A 26,978-nucleotide genomic window follows, 5' to 3' on the forward strand; every position below is an offset into this window, starting at 1 on the left:
GTTATATCCCTACCTTATGGCGTTGGCCCCAGGCCGTCACACTGATACTGATGACAATTACCAGCCCGATAACCACGGTATGCCAGTACGACGAAATGCTCAGTAAATTCAAACCATTTTGTAATATTGCCAGCAAAATCACCCCCAGCAAGGTACCGGTAAGTGTTCCACGGCCACCCACAATACTGGTACCGCCGAGCACCACGGCTGCCAGCACTGTAAGCTCATAGCCCAGTAATGAATCAGGCGCTACGGTTAATACGGTATAAGACTGTACTACGCCGGCGATGCCGGACAAAAAGCCCATATAGCCATACACGAACAGTTGCAGTTTGAGAATACTGAACCCCATGCGTGACGCCGCTTCCTGATTGCCCCCTAAGGCATAGATTTGCCTGCCAATACTGGTGCGGGTCATCAGTAGAGCGGTAACAATAATGGTAATTAGCAGCGTTAGAATAGGGAGCGACAGGCCGTAGTCATAACCATCGGCAGCGGTAAAGGCGAACAGCATTGGCCCGTGTTCAAACCATTCAGGGTAGCTATACAGCCAAACACCACGGCTGAGATACAACAGTAAGCCATAGAAAATATTCAGTGTGGAAATGGTGATAATGATCGACGGTACGCGTAAGCGGTTAACCAGCAGGGCATTAACCAAGCCCAAAAGTAGGCCGATACCACCAGCCAGCGCAAAAGCTACCGGGAAGTTGCCACCAAACTTCACAATTAATGTCACCATGACATATTGCGAAATAATGGTCATCGCCGGGAATGAAATATCAATACCGCCAGAAATCAATACGATAAATAAGCCACAGGCCAAAATGGTTAACATGGCATAGTTATTTATCAGATCATAAATATTGGCAAGGGTCAGAAAATCCGGGCTGGTGAACGCAAGATAAGTCGAAATAAGCAAAATAGTGAATGCCAGCATCACTTCATGGCGTTTTAGTTGTTCTTTATTGAATAAACCTGTTTTACCTACCGCAGATTTATTAACTGCATGGGGGTTAGCCATTTACTACCTCCGCAATGGCTGCTTCGCTACTGTTACCCGGTAAAAACTCTTGTACCAGTCGCCCGGCCCGCATCACTAAAATACGGTGGCTATTGAAATAAGCTTCATCAATTTCATCGCAGACCATTAACACTGCGATACCGCGAGCTGCCAATGCATTGATAATATTATAGATACCGGCTTTGTTAGCGATATCCACACCTACGGTGGGGGAGTCAAGGATCAAAATTTGCGGATCGGTTGCCAGCCATTTAGCGATAGCAATGCGCTGCGCATTGCCGCCAGACAGCGTATTGACTGGAAGGTCGCTGTTGCCGATTTTGATCGACAGGTGTTTCACCATATCCTCGACCAGCGTATCGACCCGCTCACTACGCATCAGATGGAACACGTTTTTCAGGCGATGCAGAACAGTGGCACTGATATTGTCACGAATGGATTGTTCCATAATCAGCCCGGTGCTCATTCGGTCTTCTGACACATAACCGACCCCCGCCGCAATAGCATCACGGTTACTGCTGAAATACATCGGTTTATCGTTAATTCGGATGGTGCCTGACTCCGGCGAGGTCAAACCGAATAAACTAAGACACAGTTCAGTGCGGCCAGAACCGAGCAGGCCCACCAACGAGACAATTTCCCCCGGATGCAGCGTCAATGAGATGTTGTGATATTCATTACTACGGCAAAGCTCCTCCACGGCCAGCACCGGCGGGTGGGCGGCACTGTAGGGCGGTAGCACCTGAAAATCAAATTTCATGCCGGTCATCAGCCACGCCAGTCGCTGGTTGTCCACTTCGGTGGCCGGGTAAGTGCCAACCCAATCACCATCCTTTAGCACCGTGATGCGGTCTGAAATCTCCAACACTTCACTTAATCGGTGGCTGACAAAGACTACGCAGATATTGCGTGATTTCAGTTCATGTACCACCCGCAGCAAGCCATTAACTTCTTGTCGGGTGAGGGAGGCGGTAGGCTCATCCATCACAATCAACCGGGCATCCTGTGCCAAGGCACGGCAAATAGCCACCAGTTGCTTCTGGGCGATGGGCAAATTCTCAACCAGTTCATCCAGATTGAGATGCGCATCAATGCTGCTGATCACCTGCTCAGCCGTGGCGCGCATCTGGCGTTTGTCCACCCACAGGTGATGGTGATAATGGTTCATGGCGATATTCTCAGCCACAGTCAGGTTCGGGAATAACGACAAATCCTGATAAATTACCTGAATCCCTAAGCGAACGGATTCAATCGGGGTCAGGCTTGAGTAAGTTTTGCCATCAATGGTAATCGTGGCATCAGCATCGGGCTGATAGACACCGGAAATAATCTTGATGAGGGTCGATTTGCCACACCCGTTTTGCCCTGCAAGACAATGTACTTCACCGGGTAACAGGGTCATAGCCACTTTATTTAGCGCTTTGACGCCATAAAAGGTCTTACTAACATTTTCCAGGGTAATAAATGGCTGCATATATCCTGTGTCCTTTTGATTCTTAATTAATTAATTGCGGAACCAGACAGGGCGTCCGGCTCCGCAATAACTTAGTGAATCAATACAGCGAATCCACGTTGTCTTTGGTTACCCGTAATACATTGTGGAACTGGATCAGATGCTTATCTTGGTCAACTTCAGCTTTACCCACGCCAGGAATTTCCATACCTGACTCAATTTTTTCACCTTTCAGCACTTTATCCGCCACTGCGGTCAGTGCATAACCGGCAGAACCTGGGTCATAGGTCACGCCCATTGCGATATCACCGCTTTTAATCAAGGATGCAGCCTGTGAAGGGATCATCATACCGAACACATGGACGTTGTTTTTCGCACGTTTCTCTTTCACGGCACGGCCAGCACCGATCGGACCTTGCGAACCGAAGGCGACAATACCTTTCAGGTCACTGTGCGCTTTCATTAAATCGAGCGTGGTACGGCGTGAATCATCAATACTCTCGGCAACAGGCATGCGGCTGGTCACCTCAAACATATCGGGGTAGTGCTCTTTCTGATATTTAACAAACAGATCGGCCCACAGGTTATGCTGTGGTACCGTCAGGCTGCCGACATAAATCACATAGCCACCTTTACCACCCATGGCTTTTGCCATCTCTTCTACGTTATCTGCGGCAAATTTGGCGTTATCGATGATTTCGATATCCCAGTTGGCGCTGGGTTGCCCTGGAGATTCGTTGGTTAACACCACAATACCGGCCTCACGGGCTTTCTTGAATACCGGTTCCAGTACATCGGCATCGTTGGGCACAATACTGATAGCACTAACTTTTTTCGCGATTAAGTCTTCGATAATTTTAACCTGTTGCGGGGCATCGGTACTGGAAGGGCCGATTTGATAGGCTTTGATAGCCAGATCTTTACCGGCGCGATCCACACCTTCGCCCATGCGGTTAAACCACGGCATACCGGCGATTTTTGAGATATTAACCACTTCGACTTCCTGCGCCAGTGCACTGCCCGAGCACACCATCATGCTGAACAGACTGGCTGCCAACAGGGTTTTCACACTCAATTTTTTCATTTAAGGCTCCCGGAACTCATGTAGGTTGAGGTAATTGTTATTTAAGGTATTGGTGCAATAATCAGCATGCTGTATTACATGAATTTTATTTATGTTTTTAAAAAAATGAAGATTTAACAGGAAACAGATTTTACATCTTCACTACATTTCCTGCTGGTGGGATCTAATACCTTGATAGCAGTTTCCCCCATATACATGAATGCTATTTACATGGACAAAATAGCTGCATTCCCTGTTTGTGACTGAAGTCATGATTTTGAGGGGCAAGACAAACAGAATTACATAAAAATGGTAAGCGGCAGGTTAATAACAGTGAGGTTTACATGGATATTCTGGTTCAGATGATTCTTAATTTTTCGCTATCATGGCCTGATGCTGAATGACGGGCTAACGCACGCCCCCAGGCACCATGGTTAACAGGTGTTGGCGGGGGTAGTGGCGATTGATATTGCGCTGCTGCAATTGCCAGAACACCTGCTCCACGTCATGCCGTTGACGGTCAAGCAATAATCCAACCACACTGCCACTGTGGGCTACGTTCAACCCGTATAAATCCAACTCATCCACTAGCCTCAGCAGGGCGCTAAAGTCAGGTTTTACCAGTAAACGCTGGCTGGCTTGCGCACTCAATGTGGTGGCCTGACCCAGCAGTGAACAATCGTGGCGCTCGGCGGCTTGGATAAACAGTTGCCATGCCCGTTCCAGTGAGGTGGCACTGGCTAACAGCGCCGGTTGACGATCACGGCGGTGGTAATCCTCGGTTTTGAGAATCTGTGGGCTTTCCAGTAACAAAATATCTACCACTGGCTGCCAGTTATAAGAGATTTGTGTTGCGGCAGTTTGGTGGTCAAACAGTGTCAGTTGTTGAAATAGGGAGCTGTCAGTGGGTTCCAGCCTGACGCACAGTGCTGCCAGTGCGGCTTCATTGAGTGTTTCACCGAGATGGCGGGCGGTTGCCAGTGCGGTGGCGGCGATATCGGCGGTACTGCTGGCAAGTCCTTTTGCTACCGGAATGGTGGAATCAAAACTGATGTGCAGGCCATTAGCCATCTGTGCAGGTTGGCCAAAATAGGCCAGTACCGCCGCCAACATCTGGCGCATGCGTGGGCGTTCATTCTTGCCCGGTACGCCATCGGTCACCGAAACCGTACTAAACCAGTTGACCGGGCAGGAGATAAGCTTCTCCCCCCCCAGTATCCAACCCTGAATCAGTTCACCACAAGAGGCCGGGCAACGGGCTTCAGCCATGACCAAAGACCTGCTGTAAGGCACTGATCAGCCGTTGGTTATCTGCCGCGCTTTTAATGGCTACACGATAGTGGTCGCGGGTTAGACCGGGGTAATTAGCACAATGGCGGATCAGAATATGGTGCTTTAATAGCGCGTGTTGCAGATTAAGTTCAGGTTTAAGGCAGCGCAGGAAAATGTAATTGGCGCACCCTTGCCACACCTGCAACGCTGGCAGGGCGGCTAAATGCTGATATAACCAAGGTCGCTGCTGCGCCAGCCATTGATGTGTGGCTTGAATATAAGGTTGGTCGTCGAGAATAATCTCACCCGCCAGTGCGGCAAAAGCATTGATAGTCCAAGGCTCGCGTTGCTGTTTCATTTGCGCCAGCGCCGCCAGATCGCCACTGAGCAGATAACCGAGGCGCAACCCTGGAATGGCAAAGAACTTGGTCAGTGAGCGTAACAAGTATAAGTGTGGGAAATCCGCTAATTGAGGGGTAAGCCCCGGCGCATCTGGCAAGAAATCGATAAAAGCTTCATCGATAATTAAAGCAATATGGTACTGATGGCAACATTGCACAATGGCTTGCAGCAATTTGGCATCAGGCATCAGGCCGGTCGGGTTATTGGGTGTCGCCAGAAATAGGCAGTCTGGGCGCTGTTGGGCTAATAGCGCCAGTAGACGTTCATCGGGCTGATAGCCGTCTGACTCACTCATCTGATAATCATGAATCTGGCAGCCGACCCGTTGCAGGGCGCGGCGGTATTCAGCAAAGCCCGGAGTCAACAGTACCGCAGTGCGGGGTTGCAGATGCTGCACCACTGCGTAAATCAGCTCAGTGGCACCATTGCCTGCCATAATATTCTCTGGCAGGCAGTGGTGAGCACGGGCCAGCGCTGCATGTAATTGGCGATACTCAACATCAGGATAGTGTTCGGCACGGGCCAATTGTTCGATAATCGCCGTTTTCAAGGATTCCGGCATGCCCAGCGGATTAATATTGGCACTGAAGTCAACGATATTGGCTGCATCTGTGCCGATTTTCAGTGCCATTTCCAGCACATTCCCACCATGCTCACTCATTGCTACTCTATTCCCCTATATAGCTTGTGTGTTTAGAGTACCATACCCTTCGTCCTTGATGCTGTAGGGTTGTTCGCTACACTCACGCACCCGAATCACTTACTTGTCGTTGACCCTATATGAATAAGCTCATCGGGATGCGTTTACTTGCTGCCTACCTACAACGCCAATGACTTTGGGTATATCAGCGAGGGAATGGCGTTTAGCGACAATAGCTCCGGCGTGAAGGCGAGCACATCTCGTAGGCGAACCACGTCGCCAATAACAATCAGCGCCGGTGCCGATAAACCCTGCGCGGCAACCTGATCGGCTAATGTAAGCAGTGTGCCGCTGGCAACTTGTTGCTGCTGGTGGCTGGCGTACATCACCACGGCGGCAGGGGTGGTGGGGGCTTTCCCCCCGGCGACCAATTGCTGGCAAATGGTCGTCAGTTGTGTCATTCCCATCAGGATAATCAGCGTACCTTCCAGCTTGGCTAATGTTGCCCAGTCCTGTGGCTCATTGCCTTGGCGCAAATGGCCGGTTATCACATGAAAGCCTGAGGCATAATCACGATGTGTTACCGGAATACCGGCATAAGCCAACCCGCCAATGGCGGAGCTTATCCCTGGAACTACCTCAAACGGAATACCAGCCAACGCCAGTGTTTCAGCCTCTTCACCGCCACGGCCAAAGACATAAGGATCACCACCTTTGAGTCGCACCACATTTAGCCCACGTTGGGCGCAATCAACCAGAATTTGATTGATTTCTGTTTGTGGCACCAAATGGTGGTTGGGGTTTTTGCCCACGTTGATCATTTCACAACCATCAGGGGCTTCTGCCAGTAACTCAGCACACACCAAACGGTCATAGACCAACGCGTCAGCGCGACGAATAACATGTAATCCCTTCACCGTAATCAGCGCGGCATCCCCTGGCCCAGCGCCTACCAACCAAACTTTCCCACTTTCCATATTGCCTCTTATTGTGCGGCGAGGGCCGGTTGTACCGGCAGATTCAGGGCCACGCGAATGACATCACGGGCAATCATTAATTCTTCATTGGTATTGACGATAGCAATCTGTACCGGCGCAGAGTCATGTTGGATAAACGGCTGATTGTTGATATTTTTCTCTTCGTCCAACTCGATACCGAGAAAGGCTAAACCACGGCAGATTTGCTGGCGGGCTGTGCGGGCATTTTCACCGATACCGCCGGTAAATATCAGTGCATCAATTCCGCCCAGTTGCACGATATAGCTGCCAATCACCGCGCGGATACGTTCGGCAAAGAGGTCGAGCGCTACTTTGGCGCGCGGGTTGCCGTTGGCGGCGGCTTGTTCGACATCGCGATAGTCATGTGAGATGCCGGATACGCCCAGTAAACCGGATTGATTGTTAATTAAATGGTTAATTTCACTGGCATTTTTTCCTTCTACTTGCTGAATAAATGGCAGGATGGAGGGGTCAATATCACCGCTCCGGGTGCCCATCATGATACCGGCCTGTGGGGTGAAGCCCATCGAGGTATTCACCGACTGGCCGTTGCCGATAGCACAAATGCTGGAGCCGTTGCCAAGATGGCAGGAGACAATGCGCAGTTCTTCCAAGGGGCGCCCCATTCGTTCGGCGCAAACGGCACTGACATATTTATGACTGGTGCCATGGAAACCATAACGGCGAATACCCAGCTCTTCATAGTAGCGCCACGGTAATGGATACAAATAGGCCGTCTGGCTCAGTGTTTGGTGGAATGCAGTATCAAATACCGCCACCGCGCTGGCATGGGGTAGGGCATGTTGGAACACCCGGATACCGAGCGTATTAACCGGATTATGCAGGGGGGCCAGTGCGCCAAGCTGTTCTATCTTATCCAGCACCTCGGGGGTTATCACGACCGAATCGGCGAATGCTTCACCGCCGTGCGCGACACGATGGCCGACACCGGTAATTTCATCCAGTGAATCAATAATATTGTGTTCAATCAGCGCGTGAAGTAGGTGTTCAGCACCTTGGCGGCAATCGGCGATAGGCAGAATCTCGCGCCATTTCACATCTGTGGCGCGGAGGTTAAATATCGCATCATCCATACCGATACGTTCAATTAATCCCTGACAGATCACTTTTTCATCAGGTAAAGAAAACAACTGAAACTTCAACGAAGAACTGCCGGCGTTAATCGCCATAATCTTACCGGGCATGCGACTCTCCAGAATGATTCAAATAAGTAATAAGGTCGGTTAATCCCTCACCGCTCAGCGCTGAGGTCACAAATAGGTGTTGCGCCCCCGCCTGCGTGAGGCTGTCAGCAGCCCAACGCAATTGGTCTGGCTGGTTAACGGTGTCGGCTTTACTGATAATGCCAATTACCGGCTGGTTGAAAACCTGCGCCAACATCGGGGCAAACCAGCTTTGGGTCGCATCCGCATTTTGTACCAGCCCCACCACATCCGCTTCACAGGCGCTTGCCAGTAACGCACTGTATAAACAGCGGTTTTCCAGGTATTCACCGGGAGTATCAATGGCATTGTCCTGCCAGATAATGGCTTGGGTTTTCTGGTAATTAAGCGCCTCACCCTGCAAACGCTGGATAAGCGAGGTTTTGCCGCACTGGCTAGGGCCAATCAACATGATGCGTTGCATGGCATCAGGTCCGGGTCATCGGGCAGGCGGTAAATTTCATCATGTCGCCGAGGGTGTGGATCACCTGTTTCAGCGCATATTCCACCGCTGACACATCACCGGTAAACACCACCGCACCGGTGAAACGGTCGATAAAACCAATCTCAACCGCACCGGATTTGGTGGCGATATCACTGGCAATAATCGAGGCTTCGCTAGGGGTAATGGTCAGGATGCCAATGGCGCTACTGACATCATTCAGCCCCAGTTTTTTGTAAAGTGCCTTATTAGGATTGGCTATCAGATGTGCCAGGGTTATCTGTTTACCGGGAACATATTCCTGAATTACGCGCTCGGGGGTGCTGCTCTTTTCCATCATGCCTCCTGAACTAACTGACGCCATAGCGCCTCATGGGGCCGTGGGATCACTGAGCTGTAAACCAATAATCCCTTCTCACCGGCACACTGGCTGGCAACGTCCACGGCAGTTTGTACATCAGCAATATCGCCGCTGAGCACTTGATAACATTTGCCGCCGATGCCAAACGCCATATGGATGCGCACCAGCGTGACATTGGCCGCTTTAACCGCACGGTCGGCGGCAGTAATACAGGCCGGCACACTCCAGGTTTCCACCACACCCGCCGCTTGACGATTTTCCACCGTATTCAGGCCGCTGATCGCCGGCAATACGGATGGATGAAGGTTGGGCAGGACGATGCTATCGACCAGCAGATGCCCGCTGTGCCGCTCTCCGTTTTGTACCGACTGGGTGACGGCACCGATATCGCCACCGACCATCAACAGATATTTACCGGGGCACAGAGTTTTGCTCACCAATAGGCTGACGTTAGCGCTTTTCAGCATCAAGTCGCAGACCTCCATGCCCTTGGCGATACTGCTTAATTCAACAATTCCAATGGCTTGTGACATAGCCCTTCCTTTTAATAAACATCAGCCCGTTTAATGGTGATGGCATTTGCGCTGATGGCCGTGACCGTGCCGCTGATACTGGCATGCACCGGTGCGCCTAACGCGTTATTCGGAATTTGGCCAATAAGTTGACCGTGATCGACCCGTTCGCCGACCGTGACCACGGGTTCGGCGGCAGCCCCGATATGCTGGCGCAATGGCAATACCACCTGTTGTGGTCGGTAGCCTTGTTCGCTGAATGGCGCGGCCTGATACCAGTCGGTGAGATCCAGACGGGCAATCAGCCGTGATATCGGTACCATGCGGTAATTAGCCATCGGATCGGCCTCACGTAGCGCCCCTTGATAGCGGGCACCTTGCGCCCGCAACTGCGTTTTCAGCAGGCGGTTTATGCGCATCGGTGAGATATCTACCGGGCAGGCGTAGCTTTCACACAGCCCGCATTCCGAGCAGGTCAGAGCGCTGAGTAAAATGTCTGGTGTGGCAACTTGTTGATAGGTTATCGCGCGCACCAGCAGATGCGGGGGGAGCTCATGGCCAATCAAATGACGCGGGCATAACTCAGTACACATGCGGCACTGCTCACATACGGCACGAGCAATGGCTAACACATCCTGGTCGCTGCGGGCGCGGCGGGTAATCAGTAAGTGATCAGCGGGCAGTACCAACAGGCCGCCGGTAGTTTTGGTTACCGGTTGGTCAAGGTCATGCAGGGCATGGCCCATCATCGGCCCGCCATTGATATAGGCCGGATTGTTGATGGTAGCCCCTCCTGCCAGCGCCAGAACCTCGCGCAGCGGGGTACCCAGCGGTACCGTCAGGGTTAAGGGGTTCGCCACCGCACCATTTACGGTCAGGGTGCGGCGAGTCACCGGCCATTGCTGTTCCACCGCCCGCGCCACATTGAGTAGCGTTTGCACGTTGTTCACCACCACACCGATGCTGACCGGCAGCGCGGCAGGTGGCACCCGGCGACCGGTTGCCAGCCAGATAGTGATAACCTCATCACCGGCGGGATAGACATCGGGCAGAATGTGCAGCCGGATTTGTGATGGTAGCAAGGGGGTTAGTGCGGCAATCGCCTCACTATATTTGGCTTTCAAGGCGATGATGCCTTCGCGTGCGCCGGTGGCTTTCATGCCATACAGCACACCGCGCACCAGTCGGGCTGCCTGGCGCGGCATCAACTGCTGATCCACTTTCAGCATTGGCTCGCACTCAGCCGCATTGACCAGAAAAATCTCGGCCTGCGCTTGTAGCTTCACCGCCGTTGGGAAACCCGCACCTCCGGCACCGACCACACCCGCGTGCTGAACCCGTTGCTGAATAGTCACGGCATCACAATCAGCCAGTTCACCGTAGGCGGGTAGCAAGCAGGTATCCGCACTGTGTAGGTCACTCATAAAGCGCCTCGATAATCCCACGGATATCATTGCCGTCAGCCGCACGCGGGTTAGTGCGCAGTGTCACATCGGCAAGTGCGGCGGTAATTATGTCGGGAATACGTTGCTCTAACTGGCCCTCATTGATTTTCATCGCGGCCAGCGGCTGAGGTAATCCGCATTGGCGTTTGAGTTGTTCAATCTGATGGACCAATTGGTTAACTGCACTGCGCTCATCGCTATTTTCTGCACTGAAATGGCACAGTTTTGCCAATCGCGCATAGCGTTTACATGCCCGCGCATCAAGCGCGTTAAAGCGAATCACCGGCACCAATAGCAAGGCATTCGCCAAACCGTGCGCGATATGAAATTGCCCCCCCCAACTGGTGTGCGATAGCATGATTGATGCCCAGACCAGCCTGGCTGAATGCCATGCCAGCCAGCGTGGAAGCATTGTGCATCTTGCCTCGGGTAATTCGGCAATCGCCTTTGCGGCAAGCGGTGGGCAGATGGCGGAACACCAACTGCACCGCTTTTTCTGCCAGCGCATCAGTAAAGTCACTGGCACGTGGTGAAACATAGGCTTCCAACGCGTGAGTCAACACATCCAACCCGGTATTGGCGGTGATAACTGGCGGTACGGTAACCACCAGAGCCGGGTCCAGAATGGCGATGTCCGGGTAAATCTCATCGTCAAACAGGGGGTATTTAATACTCTTTTCCGGGTCGCTGATTACACAGGCACTGGTCACTTCTGAACCCGTGCCGCTGGTGGTTGGGATAGCAATACAGGTCTCGATCTCTATCCCCTGTTTACGACTAAACCAGACAATGGCTTTCGCCGCATCTAGCGCGGAGCCACCACCAAAACCAATCACCACATCGGGGCGCAAGGCATGCATCTGCTCAATGCCCTTAACCACGGTGTTAATGTTCGGGTCCGGCGTAATGTCGCTGAACAGACTGATTTGGTTATCCTCTGCCAGCACTTGTTTCAAGCGATCCAGCAACGGCGAGGTGGCCAGAAAACCATCGCAGACAATCCAGATTTTGCGCTGATGGAAGCGTTGCAGCACCTTAAGGCTGCCTTCCCCGCTGTAGATACGTGTTTGCAGGAAAAAAGTCTTCATACGTCCTCGCTCAGCGAATGGAAAAACCGTTAGTCAGCACACAGCGACGCTGGCGCGCAAAGGTGCGAGCCGAAGTGGTGCCTTCGCCGGTCGGGGTGGCGATGGTAAAGGTGGTAAAGCCTTCACCGCCGACGCCTATCCCGGCATAGGACGGGCCGTTTTTAACAAAAATAGAGGTTTGTAACAGTCGGGCGGCCAGATTCAGGCGTGAGACATTTTGTGAGTGCATGGTGGCGGTATGGTGCAGGCCACCTTCCACTTGCAGTGCCAGCGTCAGGCCGGCATCAAAATCCTTTACCCGGACCACCGGTAACAGCGGCATCAGTTGTTCGGTAGTGACCAGCGGATCGTCACCAGCCACTTCAACCAGCAGCAAGCGCGGTGCTTTGGCCGGACAAGCGATGCCCGCCGCTTTCAGCAGTTCAAGCGGGCTTTTACCCACCAGATTCTTATTGGCGTGGCCTTGAGGGGTCAGGCAGGCTTTGCGCAGGCTGTCGACCTCTTGCGGATTACTGATAAGTAACGCATCGAAGGCTTGCATCTGTTGCAACAACCGATCGGCAACACTTTCCACCACGATCAGGCTCTTTTCAGCGATACAGGGCAGGTTATTATCGAATGAGGCTCCTGCCACGATATCCTGCGCCGCTTTTACCAATTCAGCCGTTTCATCCACCAGACAAGGTGGGTTACCGGCCCCCGCCCCAATCACTTTTTTGCCGCTCTTCATGCCCATTGCCACAATGGCAGGCCCGCCAGTGATAGCCAGCAAGGCGATTTTGTCGTGCGCCATCATCTGCTGAGTGGCTTCAAAGCTTGGCTCTTTCACGGTCACCACCAGATTGCGAATGCCGCAACTGTTGAAGATGATTTCTTCAATTTGGGCGATTAAATCCAGTGATACCGATTTAGCGCCTGGGTGTGGGCTAAAATAGATGGCATTACCGGCAGCTAACATACTGATGCTGTTATTAATAATGGTTTCGGTTGGGTTGGTGCTAGGGGCAACGGAACCTATCACGCCAAAAGGCGAGTATTCGAATAACACCATGCCGCCATCGCCGGTCAGCGCCGTGGTAGACAAATCTTCAATACCTGGGGTGTTTTCTAACGCAGCTTTGTTTTTCAGCAATTTATCTTCTTTATTCCCCATGCCGGTTTCACTGGCACCGCGTTCTGACAGTGAAGGCAACTGTGCTTTTAGCTGTTCACGCAGGGCGCGGATAATCGCGCTGCGGGTTTTCATCGGGCTTTGTTGATAACGCAAAAATGCGTTATGAGCGGCATTGACAGCTTCATCCACGCTGGCAAAAATGGCGCTGGAGGCAGACGCGGGTGTGGGCGTCAGTTGCTCAATGAGGATAGTGCGAATGAGAGATTCAAGGTCATTGGTATTCATTATTCATTCCTCAGATGTAAAGCCGATATGGCCGCTTCTGCTATGTGCATATCTTGTTCGACGCTACCGCCGCTGATGCCTAACCCCCCCACCAATTGGCCGTTACGCCATAGCGGGTAGCCACCACCAAAGCTCACTACTTTGCCACCAGTACTGGCCTCAAGCTGGAACAGGTCGGCCCCCGGTTGTACGGCATCGCTAAGTTGGTGAGTTGCCGTTTTCATCGCCACAGCGGTCCAGGCTTTTTTCGGTGCCAGTTCGCTGCTGACCAGCAAGGTGTCGGGCATGCGGTAGGTCATAATCATGTTGCCGTGGCGGTCAGCCAGTGCTACGACCACGGCAATTTGTAATTTCATAGCGGCATCGACCGCCAATTTAACTAACTGATGAACATCAGAAAATCCCAGAGAAGCTGCTGTTTGTGGCTGACTTGTGGCTGGGGGGAGTGCTGTTGCCGCCAGATAACGGGCCACCACGGTTTGCGTGGTGTGTTGTAACTGTTGGCGCTGGTCTTCATCACGAGCCAGTGCATACAGGCAATCCGATAAACGGTTTAGGTATTGCAATAACACCGGGCGTACCGGGACTTGTTCAGCCAGTTCAATCAGCCGCCGTTCACAGCGCCGTGCCAGAGTGCGGGCAAAATGCAATCGGCTACCGGCTTCACTGCTACCCGGCAGAATAAAACCCTGTACCGGTGGCAGCCCCGCCATACAGCGGTCTACGGCTTGCTCCAGCGCTTGGATCTCGGGTTCATTAATACTTTTGCGCCCGGCAGGCGGTGTGGCGATACCTTCGCTTGCCAATTCAGCGCTGAAATAAAACAACTGATGTTGTATGGCATCGAGTAATTGACGGTTTTCCTCGCCCTGCGTCACGCGGGCACACAAGCTCAGTGCTGCATTGAGTTCATCCAGCGTGCCGTAAGTTTCCACCCGGGGATGGCTCTTTTTCACACGTTGTCCGGTGAACAGGGCAGTGGTGCCGGCATCGCCGGTTTTGGTATAAATGCTCATAAGGTCCCCGCTCAATCAGTAAGAACATTAATCATCAGTAAGAACATTCATCGACGATGGCGACAATCGCCAAATCGATGGCATCATTCGGCTCGGAAAATACCCGTCTGGCACTGGAACCACCTGACAGCAAGACCAAATCGCCCTGACCGGCACCGACGGAATCGACGGCCACTTCGTCCGGCGTTTTGCTGTCGGGTGGCAGTGAGCCATCACCGGCAACACGGCGTACCAGCAGCAGCTTCCTACCGATCAACGTGGGTGATTTTTGCGTTGAGACCACGGAACCTACCACTCTGGCCAGTTGCATGATTTACTCCTGCCTTAACAGTTGAATGTGACGGGCTGACACGGTGTCCTGCGCCAGCGGTGTAACTAGCGTGTGGCTTGCAATGAGTAGCCAGCCGGGGTCGAGAGCGGCGATATCGCGATAACTTAGAACCTTGCCCGCGTGCACCCGTATAGCAACGCCCTGACTGTCGCTGAAACTGAGCGGCAATGAGTGCAGTGCGGCACAAGGCAACGCAGCCAGCAGTTGGCGATGTAAGCTGATATGCACTTTCATGCCCCACGACCATGCCTCGTTTAGCGCCGCCACCGCAGGGCAGGTGGTATCGAACTGCGCCAGCCGGTGGATAAATGCCAGGTCTGGCAACATCAGATGCAGCGTGGCATGGTGCACGAATACCGATGGATCAAGCCCGGCGCGCAATTGAGGCAGTAGCAGGGCGTGAACCCGGCGTTCGCGCTCAACTAACCGCGTGACAATCTGGCTGACCAGTTGTTCGGTTTGCGCCTGAGTCAGATTCATGGCCGCGTTGTCCCTGATGACGTTAATATCGTGGCAAACGCCGCAGGGTCGTCGGCACCCGCCGCATTGGCCTCGTCGGTATCGATATGCATTTCCAGTTTCATTTGGGGTGAAACGCGGATCGCCACATCATCCAGTATCAGGCGACGGCCACTGCCCTGAATGGCAACTTGTACCCGGTCACCGTGTTTTACCCGATAGATAAGGGCATCCAGCGGCGACATATGAATATGGCGCAGTGCCACAATCACCCCGCGGGGTAACGTCAGCTCAGCGAACGGGCTGACTAACGTGATGGCTGGGGTATCGTCCAGATTGCCAGACATCCGCAGGGGGGCATTGATACCCAGCGTGCGTGCATCGGTACGGGAGATCTCCACCTGGCTGTGGCTACGCAACGGGCCAAGAATACGCACATTTTTCAGGTTGCCTTTCGGCCCGACCAGCGTTACCGTCTGTTCGGCGGCGTACTGGCCGGGCTGGAGCAGCGCTTTCTTTTCAGTAATCGGCTGCTGCGGGAACAGCCGTTGGTAGTCCTGCACCGAAAGATGCAGGTGTCGGTTAGAAACCCCAAGTGGGATCGGACGAAGACGCATTTCGTCGAGGATCTTATTGACAACGGGTTCCAGTAACGCTTTTTCCATCAGACTTTTCCTCGTTTACCCAAGTGGATACAGCGAAAGCGAGGCTCGCCTTTATGGCGTCGGCAAGCCGGATCGAGGCAGAGATTACAGCTCACCCGGGGAGCGATTAGAGCCTCACTTTCCACACTACTTTCTTCGGTGCTGATTTTTTCAGCACTAAAGACAGGTTCAGGTACATCATCTGTGGCGGTCGCCGCAGCGGGCTGAGGCTCTGCGGCTTCCGTCTCCTCGTTAATGGGGGCTGTAGCGACAACTGGCTCTATCGCCACGGCGATTTCGGGGGCCGCGACCTCGACAGTCTCTGTCAGCCAATAGGCCAACAGAGCTTTTGTTGGGCGAGCCAGTACCGCGCGCGACACCAATCCGTGATGCAGTTCGGCAAAGGCGGCACCAGTACTGATTGCCGCCTGCACCGAGGCCACATCACCGGTCAGACGAATTAACATCCAGCCAGAACCATTGGTTTTTTCTATACCTATCAGGTTGATAGATGCTGATTTTGCCATCGCATCCGCCGCACTGATCGCCAGCGCTAGACCGCTAACTTCAAGTAAACCCAGTGACGTTTTCACGCTGTGCTCCTCTTCTTACCCTTAGGCAGAGGTCGGTAAAATGGCTTCTACATCGCTGTGTGGGCGTGGGATCACATGGCAGGATTTCACTTCACCCACCGCGCTGGCAGCCGCAGAACCGGCATCAACAGCGGCTTTTACTGCGCCGACATCGCCACGTACCATCACGGTGACCAGACCGGAGCCGATTTTTTCGTAGCCCACCAGTTGTACGTTGGCGGATTTGACCATGGCATCAGCCGCTTCGATAGCAGCGACCAGACCTTTGGTTTCGACTAAACCTAATGCGTTATTCATGTTTCATTTATCCTTGTTATCAAGTAAGGGCTATCTTGTTTGCCATTTTGAACCAGGGCAGTGCTCGCCATCCTCACAAACCTTGGCTTTTACAACACCAGGTGTACGCTCCGGTGGCTGTGCGCTGGCCAAGTCCAAACTGCCTGCACCGACAACGCCCTGAGATTTGTATGGGGTTACTTAAATGGTAAGCCTTTGACTAACCGGGCCGCGTTATTGCCAAGCTGCCGTAGTTGGTCCTCGTTCTGCCCGCGCCGCTGCCGAAATAGCGGGTTGGCGGGCGGTAAGTTACGAAAATGTACGACTACTTCGTCGCCGGAACAGGCCAGCCCGACCAATAACGGGGAGCGGGTGGCGGCCTGCCAGGCGCGTTGTGCTACATCGCCGTCGTCGTCTTGTTGCCAGCGCCAGGGAATACCTTCCTCCTCAATACCCAGCAGCACCTGATGCCAGACGGCTTCGGGTGTCGGTGTCGTCAGACTGATTACTATTGCGGGGGCGTCATGGGTGAAATTCATCCGTGATTCTCCCGTTGATAGGCCAGAATCAGCCCGGTGGCTACCGCATTACGCGGCCCCTCGCTGGCGCGAATGTTGCCGCGCCCCGCCACCAATTTGTAGTGAGAGAGCGCATCGGTGACCAATTGCGGGATTTCAAAGTCCAGCGACGAGCCGCCAACTAACACCACGAAGGGGATATCGCGGATATTGCCGGTCGGGCTGACTTGACGCAGGGCGCGAAGCGCATTGGTAACAAACACCCGCTCTTTGGCTGAGCGGCGGATATTGCGCACTTTTTCCAGCGCGTAATCCCCCGGCAGTGGCACTAAACCTTCCGGCTTGACTACCACCAGTCGGGCAAAAACCTCTGGTGGCAGCGGTTGTGGGAAGAACTGAACGCTGCCATCTTCATGGCGCAGGTGGAACAAGCTTTCCACTTTTGCCAACGGATACTTTTTGATGTCCTCTGCCAGATAGCGGTCTTGTAAATCTAATTCAGAGGCGATGATCATCGTGACCATATCGCCGGCTCCCGCCAGATGGGTGGCGACGATTTGGCCCTGAGCATTGATGATGGAGGCGTCGGTAGATCCCGCCCCCAAATCGAGGATGGCGAGTGGCCGTTGCGTCCCTGGTGTGGTCAGCGCGCCGAGTATCGCCGCTTCGGCTTCCGCCCCCCCAACCTGAACATCAATATTCAGTGTCTTTTCGATTTCTCTGGCGATATGCGCCATTTGCAGGCGATCAGACTTCACCATGGAGGCGATGCCTACCGCTTGTTCAAGCGAGAATTCGCCCGCCAGACCGCCGGTGACATTGACCGGCACGGCAGTGTCTACTGCCAGCAAGTCTTGAATGAAGATCTCATTGGTTGGTTTATTGGTCAGTTCTGCCATGGTTTGGCGAACGTGTTCGAGCATGCCGCCGATATTGGTTCCTGCTTCACCACTGACATTGTCCAAATGACGGAAGCTGTTGACCGCCGTCATAATGGCTTCACTTCCGGTCGCCACATCCACCCGTACCGTGCGACCGTCGGCAAATAACTCCAGATGACCGGCCGGTATCGAGCGAGCTTTAACATCCCCTTCAGGGGTTTTCACTACCACCGCCGAGCGGGTACCAATCAACGCTCGTGCCACCGGCACAATGTTTTTGGTTTCTTCGGCACTCAGTTCAAATACGGTGGCAATGCCATAGGGGTTAGAGAGGGTTTCAATCACCTGACCCGGCATCGCAACTTCTACCGCCGCCAGCATGCCCATCGGGATGCGGTCGATATGTAGCACCTCATCAACGATCGGTAGCGGGTGCGCCAGCCGATTACTGACCAGCACGCCATCGTCCCGTTGCAAGATAACCGCAGTGATGCGGTAGCCAGCGCCGTTGGCGGCATTTACCACCGCCGCGACATCGGCGAAATCCACCGCTGATGGCACCACCAGAATGTAAGGTTGGGCAGGGTCACGGGTGACCAACTCGTCAATAGTAATGGTCAGTCCAACCCCCAACCCCAGTCCACCGGGGGTTTTCGCGCCAATTCCCAAACGAAATGCAACAAAGTGACCCACCGGTCAGGTACGGATAAAATAGCCGTATTGACCCTGTCGGAGACCCTGTTGCATGAAGGGAAAACATTTGACTCAGCATGAGCGCTTTTACATCGAAAAACGAAAAGCTGAAGGCGTTAATCAGTCCTGCATTGCCAGAGAGCTCGGCGTCTCTCGCTCTACCCTGAGCCGGGAGCTCAGACGTAATACGGACCCCGCCTTCAACGGACTTTACTCCTCCAGACGCGCTGATGCCTTAGCCAGACAACGGCGGGGCGCCACCTCGGCACACAATGCCTGTGTCCCTCTGGGCCAGCAGACACAAGACTTTCTCCGGCAGGCGCTGGCTGTACATACCTCCCCTGAGGTTATCTGTGGGAGACTGAAAATCCAGTTTGATATCGCCGTCAGCAAAAATACCCTCTACCGCTATATCCGTTCGGACAGACAGGCTGGCGGTAAGCTTTACCTTCAGCTCCCTCACCGGGGTAAACGCTATCGCTATGATACGGGTGAGCCCGGACGCACGCCCATCCCGGACAGGGTTGGCATTGAGCACAGGCCTGCTGAGGCTGAACTCAAACAGGTTCCCGGGCATGTTGAAATCGATACGATTTTTGGCAAAGACCAGAAGTCATTCCTGCTGACGGTCGTGGACAAAGCCACAAAGCAGGTCATTATCCGTAAACTCCCCAATAAGTGCGCTGAGAGCGTCGTGGAAGCGTTCAGGGACATCGTGGCGAATACTTTCTGCGAGTTTAAAACCCTGACGGCAGATAACGGACCCGAGTTTGCGAAACATAAGGACATCACTCAGGTAACGGGCGCAAAGGTTTACTTTGCCCGGCCTTATCATTCCTGGGAGCGGGGGTTGAATGAGCATACCAACGGTCTGATACGGCGGTTTTATCCGAAAGGAACCGATTTTAATGGCGTCAGCGATGAAGATATTGCGAGACTGGAGCACATCCTCAACACTCGGGGGCGCAAATCTCTGGAATACAGCTCACCGAATGAGGTATTTTTAGAGTATCTACTCGCTGCATAACGCATGATGGTTTGTTGCGTTTCGTTCGGGAATGGGGCTCGGGTTATGACCGATCATGGTGGATTCGGTGATGATGGTTTCGGTAATTGTCTCCATCGCCACATCACCGATCACCGGTGTGGCCTCGTTAATGCGGATCAGGCTGATATCGCTTAGTGCAATACCGGCCTTTTCCACCAACATATTCAGCGCCTTATTGATGCCGAAAATATTGCGTTGAGTCCCTTTGATACCCGTCGTCTCAGTCAGGGTACTGGTAATAAAGTGCAACTGACCACCAGCCGTGCATTGTGCTAATGCCACTTCTGTTGACGAGTTACCAATATCCACACCGACGATGTAATCCATATCCGATCCTTAAATGACTAATAACTGGATGTCGTGATCAACGGGGCTATCGTACCTAGGGGCGCTCCGGCGGCTTACGCCGCTACGACCCCCACGGCACGCTTCCCCTTGATTGATATCACTGCGTTAATCGTCGCCTTTTAGCTTCTTACGCTGGACATACAAAACGGCAGCTTCACGGACGAATGCCGCACAGATGGTCGCTTTGTAGGTCTGTTCCAGGTCGTCGGCGATAGCGTTCAGCTCCTCTTTGCTGGAGCGGAATGGACGTAGGGCGTTATAGATATCCAACACCTTGTCATCCGGTACTGCCGTCAGCTCGGCTGCACGCTCGAAGTTAATTGCCAACAGTGGACGACCTGCATCACGGGCAATAGATGCCTGAATACGCAGGATTTCCGGTGTAATCCGCAAATCTTGCGAAGTGACACTGCCGTTCAAAACGTTAGCCAGCGTGAGGTCATCCAGCGTTTTGTTAGTGGCCGTTTTGACCCAATCAGGGTGTTTATTTGCCAGCGGATAATCAGAGACTTTGGCATCATTGCGCGAACTGGCTGCTGGTGCCGCACAAGCAGCCGCAGGTGTCTGGCCTTGCAAGCTGTTCATCTTGCTCAGCACATCGCGAACCATGGATTCAATAGCTTCGGAATTCATTGTGTTTTCCTTTGTTAAAGCGCCACCCGGAGTTCCTGAGGATTCTTGCCGGTCACCACATATTTGGTTTCTTTAATATGCAGAATCGCTGATTTGGCCTGATATTTTGGCCGTGCCATTTGGTCGTTCAGGGTAGGAACCGGTTGTGGTGATTCCCGTTTGGCATAACGCGCGGCGTTTTTACCAATTTGGCGATAAGTTTCCAGCGTCAACAGCGGGGCCTGCGGGAACAACTCCAGATTGGAGAGCGGCGGTAAGCCTTGCTGATGAATCACCGTAGTGCCTTTGGATTGAATGCCGATGGAGATACCGGAACCACTCAGGCGGTTACCCTCGACGGCAACAAACGCCACGTCGGAGGATTTAAAGCAGCGGATAACCCGTGCTTTAATGCCTTCTTCTTCAATACCGGCGATCAGTTCGCGCAGAATATTTTTGTGCGGGATACCGACGATGTTAGCCGTTTGCGATAGGCCAAATGCCGGGCCGACGGCAATGATCACTTCATCCTGATTGCTGCCAGGGCGGGCTTCACCCACTTCGGTCAGGAAATTTCCTTCAGCAACAGTAGCCGTAGCCGCTGCGGGTTGGGAATCCTGCTTAAAGGAGACGGTATTTTTGTCTCCCTGCATTTCCTGCAATACGCCTTCGATAATTTGACGTAACAGTTTTTCGTTAATATCCACCATCTCGTGAACCCCTTAACCAAGCTCATTCGGATCAAGCGCGTTTGGAATGTTTTTGATCTCTTCCCAACGTGCACCTTCCAGCCGGTAACCGGTAGCTGGACCCGCGTAGTCATTGACGTCATTCACCGCTGACAGCACTTGGTTGTCACCTTTAATGATCGCCGAGGTATGCAGGTAGTCACCGGCAATTTTGGCTTTCTGGATGTTGAGCATGTCTTGCGCTACATCTTCGAAACCACCTTGTGCCAATGCTTTTACCACTTCCAAACCGGTGCGGTTTTTGCTGATGATTTCCTGAGCGAACTTGATGTCTTCAACGATGTTACGTTCCGGCATATCTTTCGAGCCGTGTGCATATGTCGCCGCAATCACTTCTTCGTCAGTAATGGGTGGCAGGCCCATACCGGCAAATACTGCTTGCAGCGCACGGGCAGCTTTATTACGAATCGCCACCACGTCAGCTTCCAGCACCGGACGCAAGCCACCATCAACTTTCAAGTCGCGCTGCAATACGTTGTAATCGTCAAAGTCTTCGGCATCTTCGTTGGAACCGGCGAACATGTTGTCGTAGTTAGGTACCGCAGAAAAACCAGAGGAGATAAAGTCAGTACCCGGCAGGAACTGCATCAGCAGACGGGCGGTACGGCGCATATCGGAGTGGGTAAAGGTCTGGTCGTTACTGGAGGCGCATTCCAAATCCAGTGCAGAGCAAATCAGGTTTTCTGCCAGGATGGCCCGGATGCCCGATGGCACAGCGGATGGCACACCGACACAACTGACTGAACCATTTTGCAGCCCCTGAACCCCGGCAGCTTTGGTGATATAGATACAGCGAGCTTCCAGATACAGCATGGATTTGCCTTCGGCATAACCCATTTGCACCTCGGAGCCTGAACCAGAGGTAAAACGCATTTTCAAACCGCGTGATGCATAGGACGAGGCGAGGAAGCCTTTGGACCACGGCGTGTCATCACCGTCGGTAAATACCGGCTCAGTACCGTAAACCGAAATGGTTTCGGCATAACAGGTATGGCCCAGCATCCCCAGCTTCAACTCGGTGGCTTCTTCCAGCGAACATTGCGTCAGCACACCAGGGCGACCCACTTGCGAACCGACTAACAGCGCGATGGCATTGAATGGCGCATAACGGGCCACGGCCACAGTAGTTTCCTGCTCATCGAAGCCACGGTATGCGCCTTCGGCGGCATCGGCGGCAATCTGCACTGGGTTATCTTTAACGTTAGTGACGTGAGCCTGTTGTGATGGGGTACGACGTGCGCGCATTTTCTGCATCGACATCATCATTTCCACCACGTTCATATGAGAAACCACCTCGACAATTTTGGCCGGGGTCATCGCTGTAGTGAGTGGCACAATGGTGCGGCGCGATACGTTAGGATCACACAGCATATTGGCCAACTTGATGGAGTCCATCTTCATCACTTCTTCCGCATGCGCCAGATTGATACCGTAGCGGGCGATAAAGTGGTCTATCAGGTCGAAACTGCTTTGTGGCTTACCGTCTAATTCGGTCACCACACCGTTAACAATCTTGATGGAAGGTTTTGGATCATTCGGGCTTTCCATGGCAATAAAGCCTTCCTCGATCCACTCTTTGACAAAGCCGTCCTGATTAACCGGGCGTTTCGCCAATGCTTCAAATCTTTTCGATTTCATGAAACAGCCTCACTGTGGCGTCAGATATAAGAAGGGCGGTCGTTTTTCGGTTCAGAACCCAAGGTCGCTAATACCGTTTTGCCAATCTCACGGGCAGAAATCACTGCCTGACGAACTGCGCCAGAATCACCGGAGATAACCAGAATCACTTCGTTACTGAAGCTGGTGCCATGTGCAGGGGAGCTGTAAGCCACCACGTCAACGTTGGCAGATTTCACGGCGGTATCCGCCATCAAAACACCAATCGACGCCGGTGCACCGACTATCACTCCGCAAGAACGGCCCAATGGCGCGCCAAATGCTTTTTCCAATGCGTGGCTGGCACGTGCGCTGTACTGCAATTCAATGTGACCGGCTTCATTGGCGTAAACATCGCCGAAGGTCCGATCCAGCTCTTTCAGCGCCACTTCGACGGCACGTTTCACATCAGAAACATCATCACCACCGAAGATGATCAGCGAGCCATGACCGGCACCGCCCTTGGTATCGCGGGGTAACTCAATACTGACCACTTCAGTATTAGTGGCTTTGACAGCTTCATCGGCCGCCATGATGTGCGGGCCAGCGCCGGTACGTGCGCCCAAAATACCGATGGAGCGATAGCGTTTTTCCAGCTTCATTGCGTCCAGTAGGGCGCTGTCGACGTTGGCGATCACCAGTCCGACCGTGTCACCGATCGCGGTACCAACAAATTCCGTTAAACTGCAAGTCTTCTCAGCCATAGCCGTATCTCGTTGTTTATAGGAGGGTTGTTTAGAAGACGCCGGAGCGTGTTCGCTGACTTTTGCTATCACCTGCGCCATGATTTGGTCGACCAGGTCATTGCTTTTCATTAGCTATTTCCCTTTGGCAAGAACTTCTCGACATCGGTGTGTGGACGTGGGATGACATGGGTCGATTTCACTTCACCCACTTTCGCAGCCGCACTTGCACCGGCATCAGTGGCTGCTTTAACTGCGCCCACATCACCACGTACGATGACGGTGACCAGACCAGAGCCAATTTTTTCATAGCCGACTAATGTCACATTGGCCGATTTCACCATGGTGTCCGCAGCCTCAATGGCTGCAGTCAACCCTTTGGTTTCCACCATTCCTAGTGCTTCTTGTTGCATAAATACCTCGACGGGGATGTCAGGAACCTGATGTTTGTGCGTTGGAAATGCAGCTATTACGGTTTCAAACGCGCTTCAGGTTCTAAAATAAAAACTGTCGTGTTGGTGCCATTCAGTAAATTTAAAAAAATAAATTCGGTAAGTTTAAAAATAAAGTTGTCAGGTTCGTGCTGAGAACGAATATACAAACAAGCAATGAAAAAGAATGGCTGTATTGAATTTACTGACGGGAATGGTTAGTGAGGAAATAACAAATTATTGTCATGGCTATAACTTAATATTATGTTTTAAAACGTTATTTCGTTGATATTGGGTGGTAATAACTGGCTATTGCATATTCAGAATTACAATTTATTAGGTGACAGTAGGTATTAAATCTGCTAATTGCGCACCCGCCCGATTAATAGTTCGCGTGATCGCGCGCATAAATATAATGATACACCTGAGGGGGGAGTAGCCACAAAAGTGCGAGCTTGATAACAATAACGGAAAGAATAAATGGCAAGAAAGTCATATAGCTGAATAAAGCATAAAAGTGCCTGTTAACACGGTGTTGGCGCTAACTTTTCTGCGCAAATGACAATAATTTGTTATTGAAGGTCTATTTTTTGTTTAATTAATGGCACATCACGACAACACTTTCATTTTTGCTCTCTTTATAGTGGCTGGGTCATGGGCCGTGCATTACTTCATCTATTTTGGATAGATTGATCATAATAATCACAAGCAGGGTAAATCTATGAACGACTCACTAAAAGCGCAGTGTATTGCGGAATTCCTCGGTACCGGGCTGTTTTTGTTTTTTGGTATTAGTTGTTTAGCTGCATTGAAAGTAGCAGGTGCCAGTTTTGGTTTGTGGGAAATCTGTATCGTGTGGGGGCTGGGTATTTCACTGGCGGTCTACCTGACGGCAGGAATTTCCGGTGCTCACCTCAACCCGGCCATTACTATCGCGTTATGGCTATTTGCCTGTTTCCCCGCACGGAAAGTCATCCCGTACAGCATTGCTCAAGTTGCCGGTGCTTTTGGTGGCGCGGCACTGGCCTATATGCTCTATCATAATTTATTTACTGATTTTGAAGCCGCACACCAGATGGTGCGTGGCAGCATGGAAAGTCTGCAATTAGCCAGTATCTTCAGCACCTTCCCATCACCGGCAATCAGCGTATGGCAGGCTGCATTTGTTGAAATTATTATCACCTCGATTCTTATGGGGCTGATTATGGCACTAACTGATGATGGTAACGGTGTGCCACGCGGTGCATTAGGTCCACTATTGATCGGTATTCTGGTGGCGGTTATTGGTGCTTCTACCGCTCCATTAACTGGTTTTGCCATGAATCCAGCACGTGATTTTGGTCCTAAATTATTTACCTTCTTTGCTGGTTGGGGAAAAATCTCAATGACCGGCGGCCGTGATATCCCTTATTTCATTATTCCGATTGTGGCGCCGATTATTGGTGCTTGCCTCGGGGCCGCAGTTTATCGCTTCCTCATTGGCAAAAATCTACCTTGTAATACCTGTAAGTTAGAGGATGAGAAAGTTAATTTATAAAGCAACGTGGATTTCCTCATCTGACACTGGGTGAGGAAATTTCGTGATCCATTCTGGTTAATGGCTCATTAATGGTCCCCTGACGTTTATGACTCTGGTAGAGTAAATTGTTACTTTACCTTTTCAGGGAAATAGATTTTAACCTGGTGAATAGGAATGACTAAATAACAATGTTCTAACATATTACTTATTACAGGGATGCTTTATAACAATAAAATAAAATTTAATAACAATAAATTAACTGAGAGGTTTTATCATGATTTCTGCCAGTTCTCTTAACTCAGAGCTCATAAATAAAATCGCCCAGGATTTTGCCCAAGCCACCGGATTGGCGGTGGTGGTGGTGAATATTCACGGTGAGGAAATCTCTGACCTGTTTAATTTCACCCCATTTTGTCAATTAATGCGTCAAGATCCGGTTAACCATCTGCGCTGTCGGATGAGTGATCGTTGTGGTGGCCTTGAAGCGTCCAAATCCAATGAGCCCTGCATCTACCGCTGCCATGCCGGATTAACTGATTTTTCTATTCCTTTGGTGATTGCCGGCCATCTGGTGGGCTTTGTGTTATGTGGTCAGGTCCGGCTGCATGCAGATGTTTACCTTATTGATATTCTGAATGTCGATAATAACTGGCAGCAGAATCCGGCGCTAATGGATGAGTTCCATAATGTACCGATAATGGATTTTTCTCGAGTAATAGCCTCGGCTGATTTGCTGAAGCTGATTGTTGAGAACTGCCTGAAAAAACACCTCAATTTTGTTGTAATCAATGACAATATGGGGAGTAAAGAGCCGGGCAGAATACGGCCGGTCCACCCGCATGACAGCAAAATGAAGAAAGCACTACGCTATATAGACACGCATTTGTCAGAAGAGCTCCGGTTGGAAGAAGTGGCTGGCAAGGTGTATCTCAGTCCTTACTATTTCAGTAAATTATTTAAAAAATATCAGGGGATCGGCTTCAATGCCTGGGTCAACCAACAACGCATGGCCAATGCCAGAGAGATGTTGCAGCACAGTGATTGGAGCATTGCCAGTATTGCCAAAAATCTTGGATTTTCCCAAACCAACTATTTTTGCAAGGTGTTCCGCCAGACCTATAATGTGACACCGCAGGTATTTCGTTCACTTTCTTCTGAACGCAGTGAAATGGAATGACAGTTATTGATCTAATAACAAT

The 26,978-nt window shown here is 51.9% G+C and carries 27 protein-coding genes and 3 pseudogenes; 3 read left to right on the forward strand and 27 right to left on the reverse strand.

Features of this window, described 5'->3' with window-relative positions; translation table 11 throughout:
• Nucleotide 1: 1 nt before the first annotated feature.
• From ACWJJO_RS08210 to ACWJJO_RS08310, 21 genes and pseudogenes are all read right to left on the reverse strand, one after another.
• The gene (locus ACWJJO_RS08210; RefSeq protein ID WP_083159285.1) at nt 2-1,024 is read right to left on the reverse strand and encodes an ABC transporter permease; all 1,023 of its coding nucleotides are present in this window, start codon (nt 1,022-1,024) and stop codon (nt 2-4) included.
• A complete protein-coding gene (locus ACWJJO_RS08215; RefSeq protein ID WP_193784681.1) occupies nt 1,017-2,498 on the reverse strand; it encodes a sugar ABC transporter ATP-binding protein in 1,482 nt (493 codons plus the stop codon). The genes ACWJJO_RS08210 and ACWJJO_RS08215 overlap by 8 nt, the downstream gene beginning before the upstream one ends.
• A 79-nt stretch (nt 2,499-2,577) precedes the next feature.
• Entirely contained in the window at nt 2,578-3,513 is a 936-nt protein-coding gene (locus ACWJJO_RS08220; RefSeq protein WP_227746594.1) for an autoinducer 2 ABC transporter substrate-binding protein, read from the reverse strand.
• A gap of 435 nt (nt 3,514-3,948) precedes the next feature.
• On the reverse strand, nt 3,949-4,809 hold the full coding sequence (locus ACWJJO_RS08225; RefSeq protein ID WP_481090902.1) for a GHMP family kinase ATP-binding protein: 861 nt from the start codon (nt 4,807-4,809) through the stop codon (nt 3,949-3,951).
• Nucleotides 4,802-5,875: a threonine-phosphate decarboxylase CobD gene (cobD, locus tag ACWJJO_RS08230; protein ID WP_083159282.1), complete on the reverse strand. Its 1,074-nt coding sequence runs from the start codon at nt 5,873-5,875 to the stop codon at nt 4,802-4,804. The genes ACWJJO_RS08225 and cobD overlap by 8 nt, the downstream gene beginning before the upstream one ends.
• A 158-nt stretch (nt 5,876-6,033) precedes the next feature.
• Nucleotides 6,034-6,831, reverse strand: coding sequence for a uroporphyrinogen-III C-methyltransferase (gene cobA / locus ACWJJO_RS08235; RefSeq protein WP_083159281.1), 798 nt, complete (start codon nt 6,829-6,831; stop codon nt 6,034-6,036).
• A gap of 8 nt (nt 6,832-6,839) precedes the next feature.
• Nucleotides 6,840-8,057, reverse strand: a complete 1,218-nt coding sequence (locus tag ACWJJO_RS08240) for an acetate/propionate family kinase (RefSeq protein WP_481090903.1) — start codon at nt 8,055-8,057, stop codon at nt 6,840-6,842.
• On the reverse strand, nt 8,047-8,499 hold the full coding sequence (locus tag ACWJJO_RS08245) for a EutP/PduV family microcompartment system protein (RefSeq protein WP_083159279.1): 453 nt from the start codon (nt 8,497-8,499) through the stop codon (nt 8,047-8,049). Before ACWJJO_RS08245 ends, ACWJJO_RS08240 begins: the two co-directional genes overlap by 11 nt.
• A 4-nt stretch (nt 8,500-8,503) precedes the next feature.
• Complete coding sequence (pduU, locus tag ACWJJO_RS08250) at nt 8,504-8,854, reverse strand: propanediol utilization microcompartment protein PduU (protein WP_032813079.1); 351 nt, start codon at nt 8,852-8,854, stop codon at nt 8,504-8,506.
• Nucleotides 8,854-9,411 (reverse strand): BMC domain-containing protein, encoded by a 558-nt coding sequence (locus tag ACWJJO_RS08255; protein WP_151426504.1) that lies wholly within the window; start codon nt 9,409-9,411, stop codon nt 8,854-8,856. The genes pduU and ACWJJO_RS08255 overlap by 1 nt, the downstream gene beginning before the upstream one ends.
• Before the next feature lie 11 nt (nt 9,412-9,422).
• A complete protein-coding gene (locus ACWJJO_RS08260) occupies nt 9,423-10,814 on the reverse strand; it encodes a 4Fe-4S dicluster domain-containing protein (RefSeq protein ID WP_481090904.1) in 1,392 nt (463 codons plus the stop codon).
• Nucleotides 10,807-11,842 (reverse strand): annotated as a pseudogene (locus tag ACWJJO_RS08265) (iron-containing alcohol dehydrogenase). The gene ACWJJO_RS08260 and the pseudogene ACWJJO_RS08265 overlap by 8 nt, the downstream one beginning before the upstream one ends.
• A 91-nt stretch (nt 11,843-11,933) precedes the next feature.
• Nucleotides 11,934-13,322, reverse strand: coding sequence for an aldehyde dehydrogenase family protein (locus ACWJJO_RS08270; RefSeq protein WP_083159276.1), 1,389 nt, complete (start codon nt 13,320-13,322; stop codon nt 11,934-11,936).
• Complete coding sequence (locus ACWJJO_RS08275; RefSeq protein WP_050882263.1) at nt 13,322-14,338, reverse strand: cob(I)yrinic acid a,c-diamide adenosyltransferase; 1,017 nt, start codon at nt 14,336-14,338, stop codon at nt 13,322-13,324. Before ACWJJO_RS08275 ends, ACWJJO_RS08270 begins: the two co-directional genes overlap by 1 nt.
• A 34-nt stretch (nt 14,339-14,372) precedes the next feature.
• Entirely contained in the window at nt 14,373-14,648 is a 276-nt protein-coding gene (locus ACWJJO_RS08280) for a EutN/CcmL family microcompartment protein (RefSeq protein ID WP_005185294.1), read from the reverse strand.
• A gap of 3 nt (nt 14,649-14,651) precedes the next feature.
• Complete coding sequence (gene pduM / locus ACWJJO_RS08285) at nt 14,652-15,149, reverse strand: microcompartment protein PduM (RefSeq protein WP_442847952.1); 498 nt, start codon at nt 15,147-15,149, stop codon at nt 14,652-14,654.
• Complete coding sequence (locus ACWJJO_RS08290; RefSeq protein ID WP_420072869.1) at nt 15,146-15,793, reverse strand: phosphate propanoyltransferase; 648 nt, start codon at nt 15,791-15,793, stop codon at nt 15,146-15,148. Before ACWJJO_RS08290 ends, pduM begins: the two co-directional genes overlap by 4 nt.
• Nucleotides 15,793-16,365 (reverse strand): BMC domain-containing protein, encoded by a 573-nt coding sequence (locus ACWJJO_RS08295; RefSeq protein ID WP_083159272.1) that lies wholly within the window; start codon nt 16,363-16,365, stop codon nt 15,793-15,795. Before ACWJJO_RS08295 ends, ACWJJO_RS08290 begins: the two co-directional genes overlap by 1 nt.
• A gap of 21 nt (nt 16,366-16,386) precedes the next feature.
• On the reverse strand, nt 16,387-16,662 hold the full coding sequence (pduJ, locus tag ACWJJO_RS08300) for a propanediol utilization microcompartment protein PduJ (protein WP_004090424.1): 276 nt from the start codon (nt 16,660-16,662) through the stop codon (nt 16,387-16,389).
• Between the two features lie 176 nt (nt 16,663-16,838).
• A complete protein-coding gene (locus ACWJJO_RS08305) occupies nt 16,839-17,180 on the reverse strand; it encodes a glycerol dehydratase reactivase beta/small subunit family protein (protein WP_032906379.1) in 342 nt (113 codons plus the stop codon).
• Nucleotides 17,177-18,709 (reverse strand): annotated as a pseudogene (locus tag ACWJJO_RS08310) (diol dehydratase reactivase subunit alpha); the annotation flags it as partial. The pseudogene ACWJJO_RS08310 and the gene ACWJJO_RS08305, both read right to left, overlap by 4 nt.
• Nucleotides 18,710-18,785: 76 nt before the next feature.
• On the opposite strand from ACWJJO_RS08310, the gene ACWJJO_RS08315 reads away from it, so the two are divergent.
• On the forward strand, nt 18,786-19,760 hold the full coding sequence (locus tag ACWJJO_RS08315; RefSeq protein WP_481090692.1) for an IS30 family transposase: 975 nt from the start codon (nt 18,786-18,788) through the stop codon (nt 19,758-19,760).
• 39 nt (nt 19,761-19,799) lie between these two features.
• Here ACWJJO_RS08315 and ACWJJO_RS08320 read toward each other — a convergent pair.
• The 6 genes and pseudogenes from ACWJJO_RS08320 to pduA form a co-directional block, all read right to left on the reverse strand.
• Nucleotides 19,800-20,108: pseudogene (locus tag ACWJJO_RS08320) on the reverse strand (diol dehydratase reactivase subunit alpha); the annotation flags it as partial.
• Nucleotides 20,109-20,234: 126 nt separating this feature from the next.
• Nucleotides 20,235-20,762, reverse strand: a complete 528-nt coding sequence (pduE, locus tag ACWJJO_RS08325) for a propanediol dehydratase small subunit PduE (RefSeq protein ID WP_083159270.1) — start codon at nt 20,760-20,762, stop codon at nt 20,235-20,237.
• A 14-nt stretch (nt 20,763-20,776) separates the two neighbouring features.
• Complete coding sequence (locus ACWJJO_RS08330) at nt 20,777-21,448, reverse strand: propanediol/glycerol family dehydratase medium subunit (protein ID WP_193784826.1); 672 nt, start codon at nt 21,446-21,448, stop codon at nt 20,777-20,779.
• A 15-nt stretch (nt 21,449-21,463) separates the two neighbouring features.
• Complete coding sequence (pduC, locus tag ACWJJO_RS08335; protein WP_005185311.1) at nt 21,464-23,128, reverse strand: propanediol dehydratase large subunit PduC; 1,665 nt, start codon at nt 23,126-23,128, stop codon at nt 21,464-21,466.
• Between the two features lie 20 nt (nt 23,129-23,148).
• Nucleotides 23,149-23,961, reverse strand: a complete 813-nt coding sequence (gene pduB, locus ACWJJO_RS08340) for a propanediol utilization microcompartment protein PduB (protein ID WP_004699354.1) — start codon at nt 23,959-23,961, stop codon at nt 23,149-23,151.
• Nucleotides 23,961-24,242, reverse strand: coding sequence for a propanediol utilization microcompartment protein PduA (pduA, locus tag ACWJJO_RS08345; RefSeq protein ID WP_032906380.1), 282 nt, complete (start codon nt 24,240-24,242; stop codon nt 23,961-23,963). Before pduA ends, pduB begins: the two co-directional genes overlap by 1 nt.
• Nucleotides 24,243-24,981: 739 nt before the next feature.
• Between pduA and pduF the strand changes: the two genes are divergently transcribed.
• Both pduF and pocR read left to right on the forward strand, forming a co-directional pair.
• Complete coding sequence (gene pduF, locus ACWJJO_RS08350) at nt 24,982-25,797, forward strand: propanediol diffusion facilitator PduF (RefSeq protein ID WP_083159268.1); 816 nt, start codon at nt 24,982-24,984, stop codon at nt 25,795-25,797.
• Nucleotides 25,798-26,053: 256 nt separating this feature from the next.
• Nucleotides 26,054-26,956 carry a transcriptional regulator PocR gene (gene pocR, locus ACWJJO_RS08355; RefSeq protein WP_481090905.1) on the forward strand — a complete coding sequence of 301 codons (903 nt, stop codon included), beginning with the start codon at nt 26,054-26,056 and terminating at the stop codon, nt 26,954-26,956.
• Nucleotides 26,957-26,978: the final 22 nt, after the last annotated feature.

Source organism: Yersinia antarctica (assembly GCF_056636475.1).

Bases quoted from the DNA above. Each gene is read 5' to 3' on its own strand.
- pduA (WP_032906380.1), bottom strand. From the start codon at position 24,242: ATGCAACAAGAAGCACTAGGAATGGTGGAAACCAAAGGGTTGACTGCA.
- pduM (WP_442847952.1), bottom strand. From the start codon at position 15,149: ATGAATCTGACTCAGGCGCAAACCGAACAACTGGTCAGCCAGATTGTC.
- ACWJJO_RS08280 (WP_005185294.1), bottom strand. From the start codon at position 14,648: ATGCAACTGGCCAGAGTGGTAGGTTCCGTGGTCTCAACGCAAAAATCA.
- ACWJJO_RS08305 (WP_032906379.1), bottom strand. From the start codon at position 17,180: ATGAATTTCACCCATGACGCCCCCGCAATAGTAATCAGTCTGACGACA.
- pduB (WP_004699354.1), bottom strand. From the start codon at position 23,961: ATGAAAAGCAATGACCTGGTCGACCAAATCATGGCGCAGGTGATAGCA.
- ACWJJO_RS08290 (WP_420072869.1), bottom strand. From the start codon at position 15,793: ATGGAAAAAGCGTTACTGGAACCCGTTGTCAATAAGATCCTCGACGAA.
- pduC (WP_005185311.1), bottom strand. From the start codon at position 23,128: ATGAAATCGAAAAGATTTGAAGCATTGGCGAAACGCCCGGTTAATCAG.
- pocR (WP_481090905.1), top strand. From the start codon at position 26,054: ATGATTTCTGCCAGTTCTCTTAACTCAGAGCTCATAAATAAAATCGCC.
- ACWJJO_RS08240 (WP_481090903.1), bottom strand. From the start codon at position 8,057: ATGCCCGGTAAGATTATGGCGATTAACGCCGGCAGTTCTTCGTTGAAG.
- cobA (WP_083159281.1), bottom strand. From the start codon at position 6,831: ATGGAAAGTGGGAAAGTTTGGTTGGTAGGCGCTGGGCCAGGGGATGCC.
- pduE (WP_083159270.1), bottom strand. From the start codon at position 20,762: ATGAATTCCGAAGCTATTGAATCCATGGTTCGCGATGTGCTGAGCAAG.
- pduJ (WP_004090424.1), bottom strand. From the start codon at position 16,662: ATGAATAACGCATTAGGTTTAGTCGAAACCAAAGGTCTGGTCGCTGCT.
- ACWJJO_RS08270 (WP_083159276.1), bottom strand. From the start codon at position 13,322: ATGAATACCAATGACCTTGAATCTCTCATTCGCACTATCCTCATTGAG.
- ACWJJO_RS08275 (WP_050882263.1), bottom strand. From the start codon at position 14,338: ATGAGCATTTATACCAAAACCGGCGATGCCGGCACCACTGCCCTGTTC.
- ACWJJO_RS08260 (WP_481090904.1), bottom strand. From the start codon at position 10,814: ATGAGTGACCTACACAGTGCGGATACCTGCTTGCTACCCGCCTACGGT.
- ACWJJO_RS08245 (WP_083159279.1), bottom strand. From the start codon at position 8,499: ATGCAACGCATCATGTTGATTGGCCCTAGCCAGTGCGGCAAAACCTCG.
- ACWJJO_RS08225 (WP_481090902.1), bottom strand. From the start codon at position 4,809: ATGGCTGAAGCCCGTTGCCCGGCCTCTTGTGGTGAACTGATTCAGGGT.
- pduF (WP_083159268.1), top strand. From the start codon at position 24,982: ATGAACGACTCACTAAAAGCGCAGTGTATTGCGGAATTCCTCGGTACC.
- ACWJJO_RS08255 (WP_151426504.1), bottom strand. From the start codon at position 9,411: ATGTCACAAGCCATTGGAATTGTTGAATTAAGCAGTATCGCCAAGGGC.
- ACWJJO_RS08315 (WP_481090692.1), top strand. From the start codon at position 18,786: ATGAAGGGAAAACATTTGACTCAGCATGAGCGCTTTTACATCGAAAAA.
- ACWJJO_RS08220 (WP_227746594.1), bottom strand. From the start codon at position 3,513: ATGATGGTGTGCTCGGGCAGTGCACTGGCGCAGGAAGTCGAAGTGGTT.
- ACWJJO_RS08215 (WP_193784681.1), bottom strand. From the start codon at position 2,498: ATGCAGCCATTTATTACCCTGGAAAATGTTAGTAAGACCTTTTATGGC.
- ACWJJO_RS08210 (WP_083159285.1), bottom strand. From the start codon at position 1,024: ATGGCTAACCCCCATGCAGTTAATAAATCTGCGGTAGGTAAAACAGGT.
- cobD (WP_083159282.1), bottom strand. From the start codon at position 5,875: ATGAGTGAGCATGGTGGGAATGTGCTGGAAATGGCACTGAAAATCGGC.
- pduU (WP_032813079.1), bottom strand. From the start codon at position 8,854: ATGGAAAAGAGCAGCACCCCCGAGCGCGTAATTCAGGAATATGTTCCC.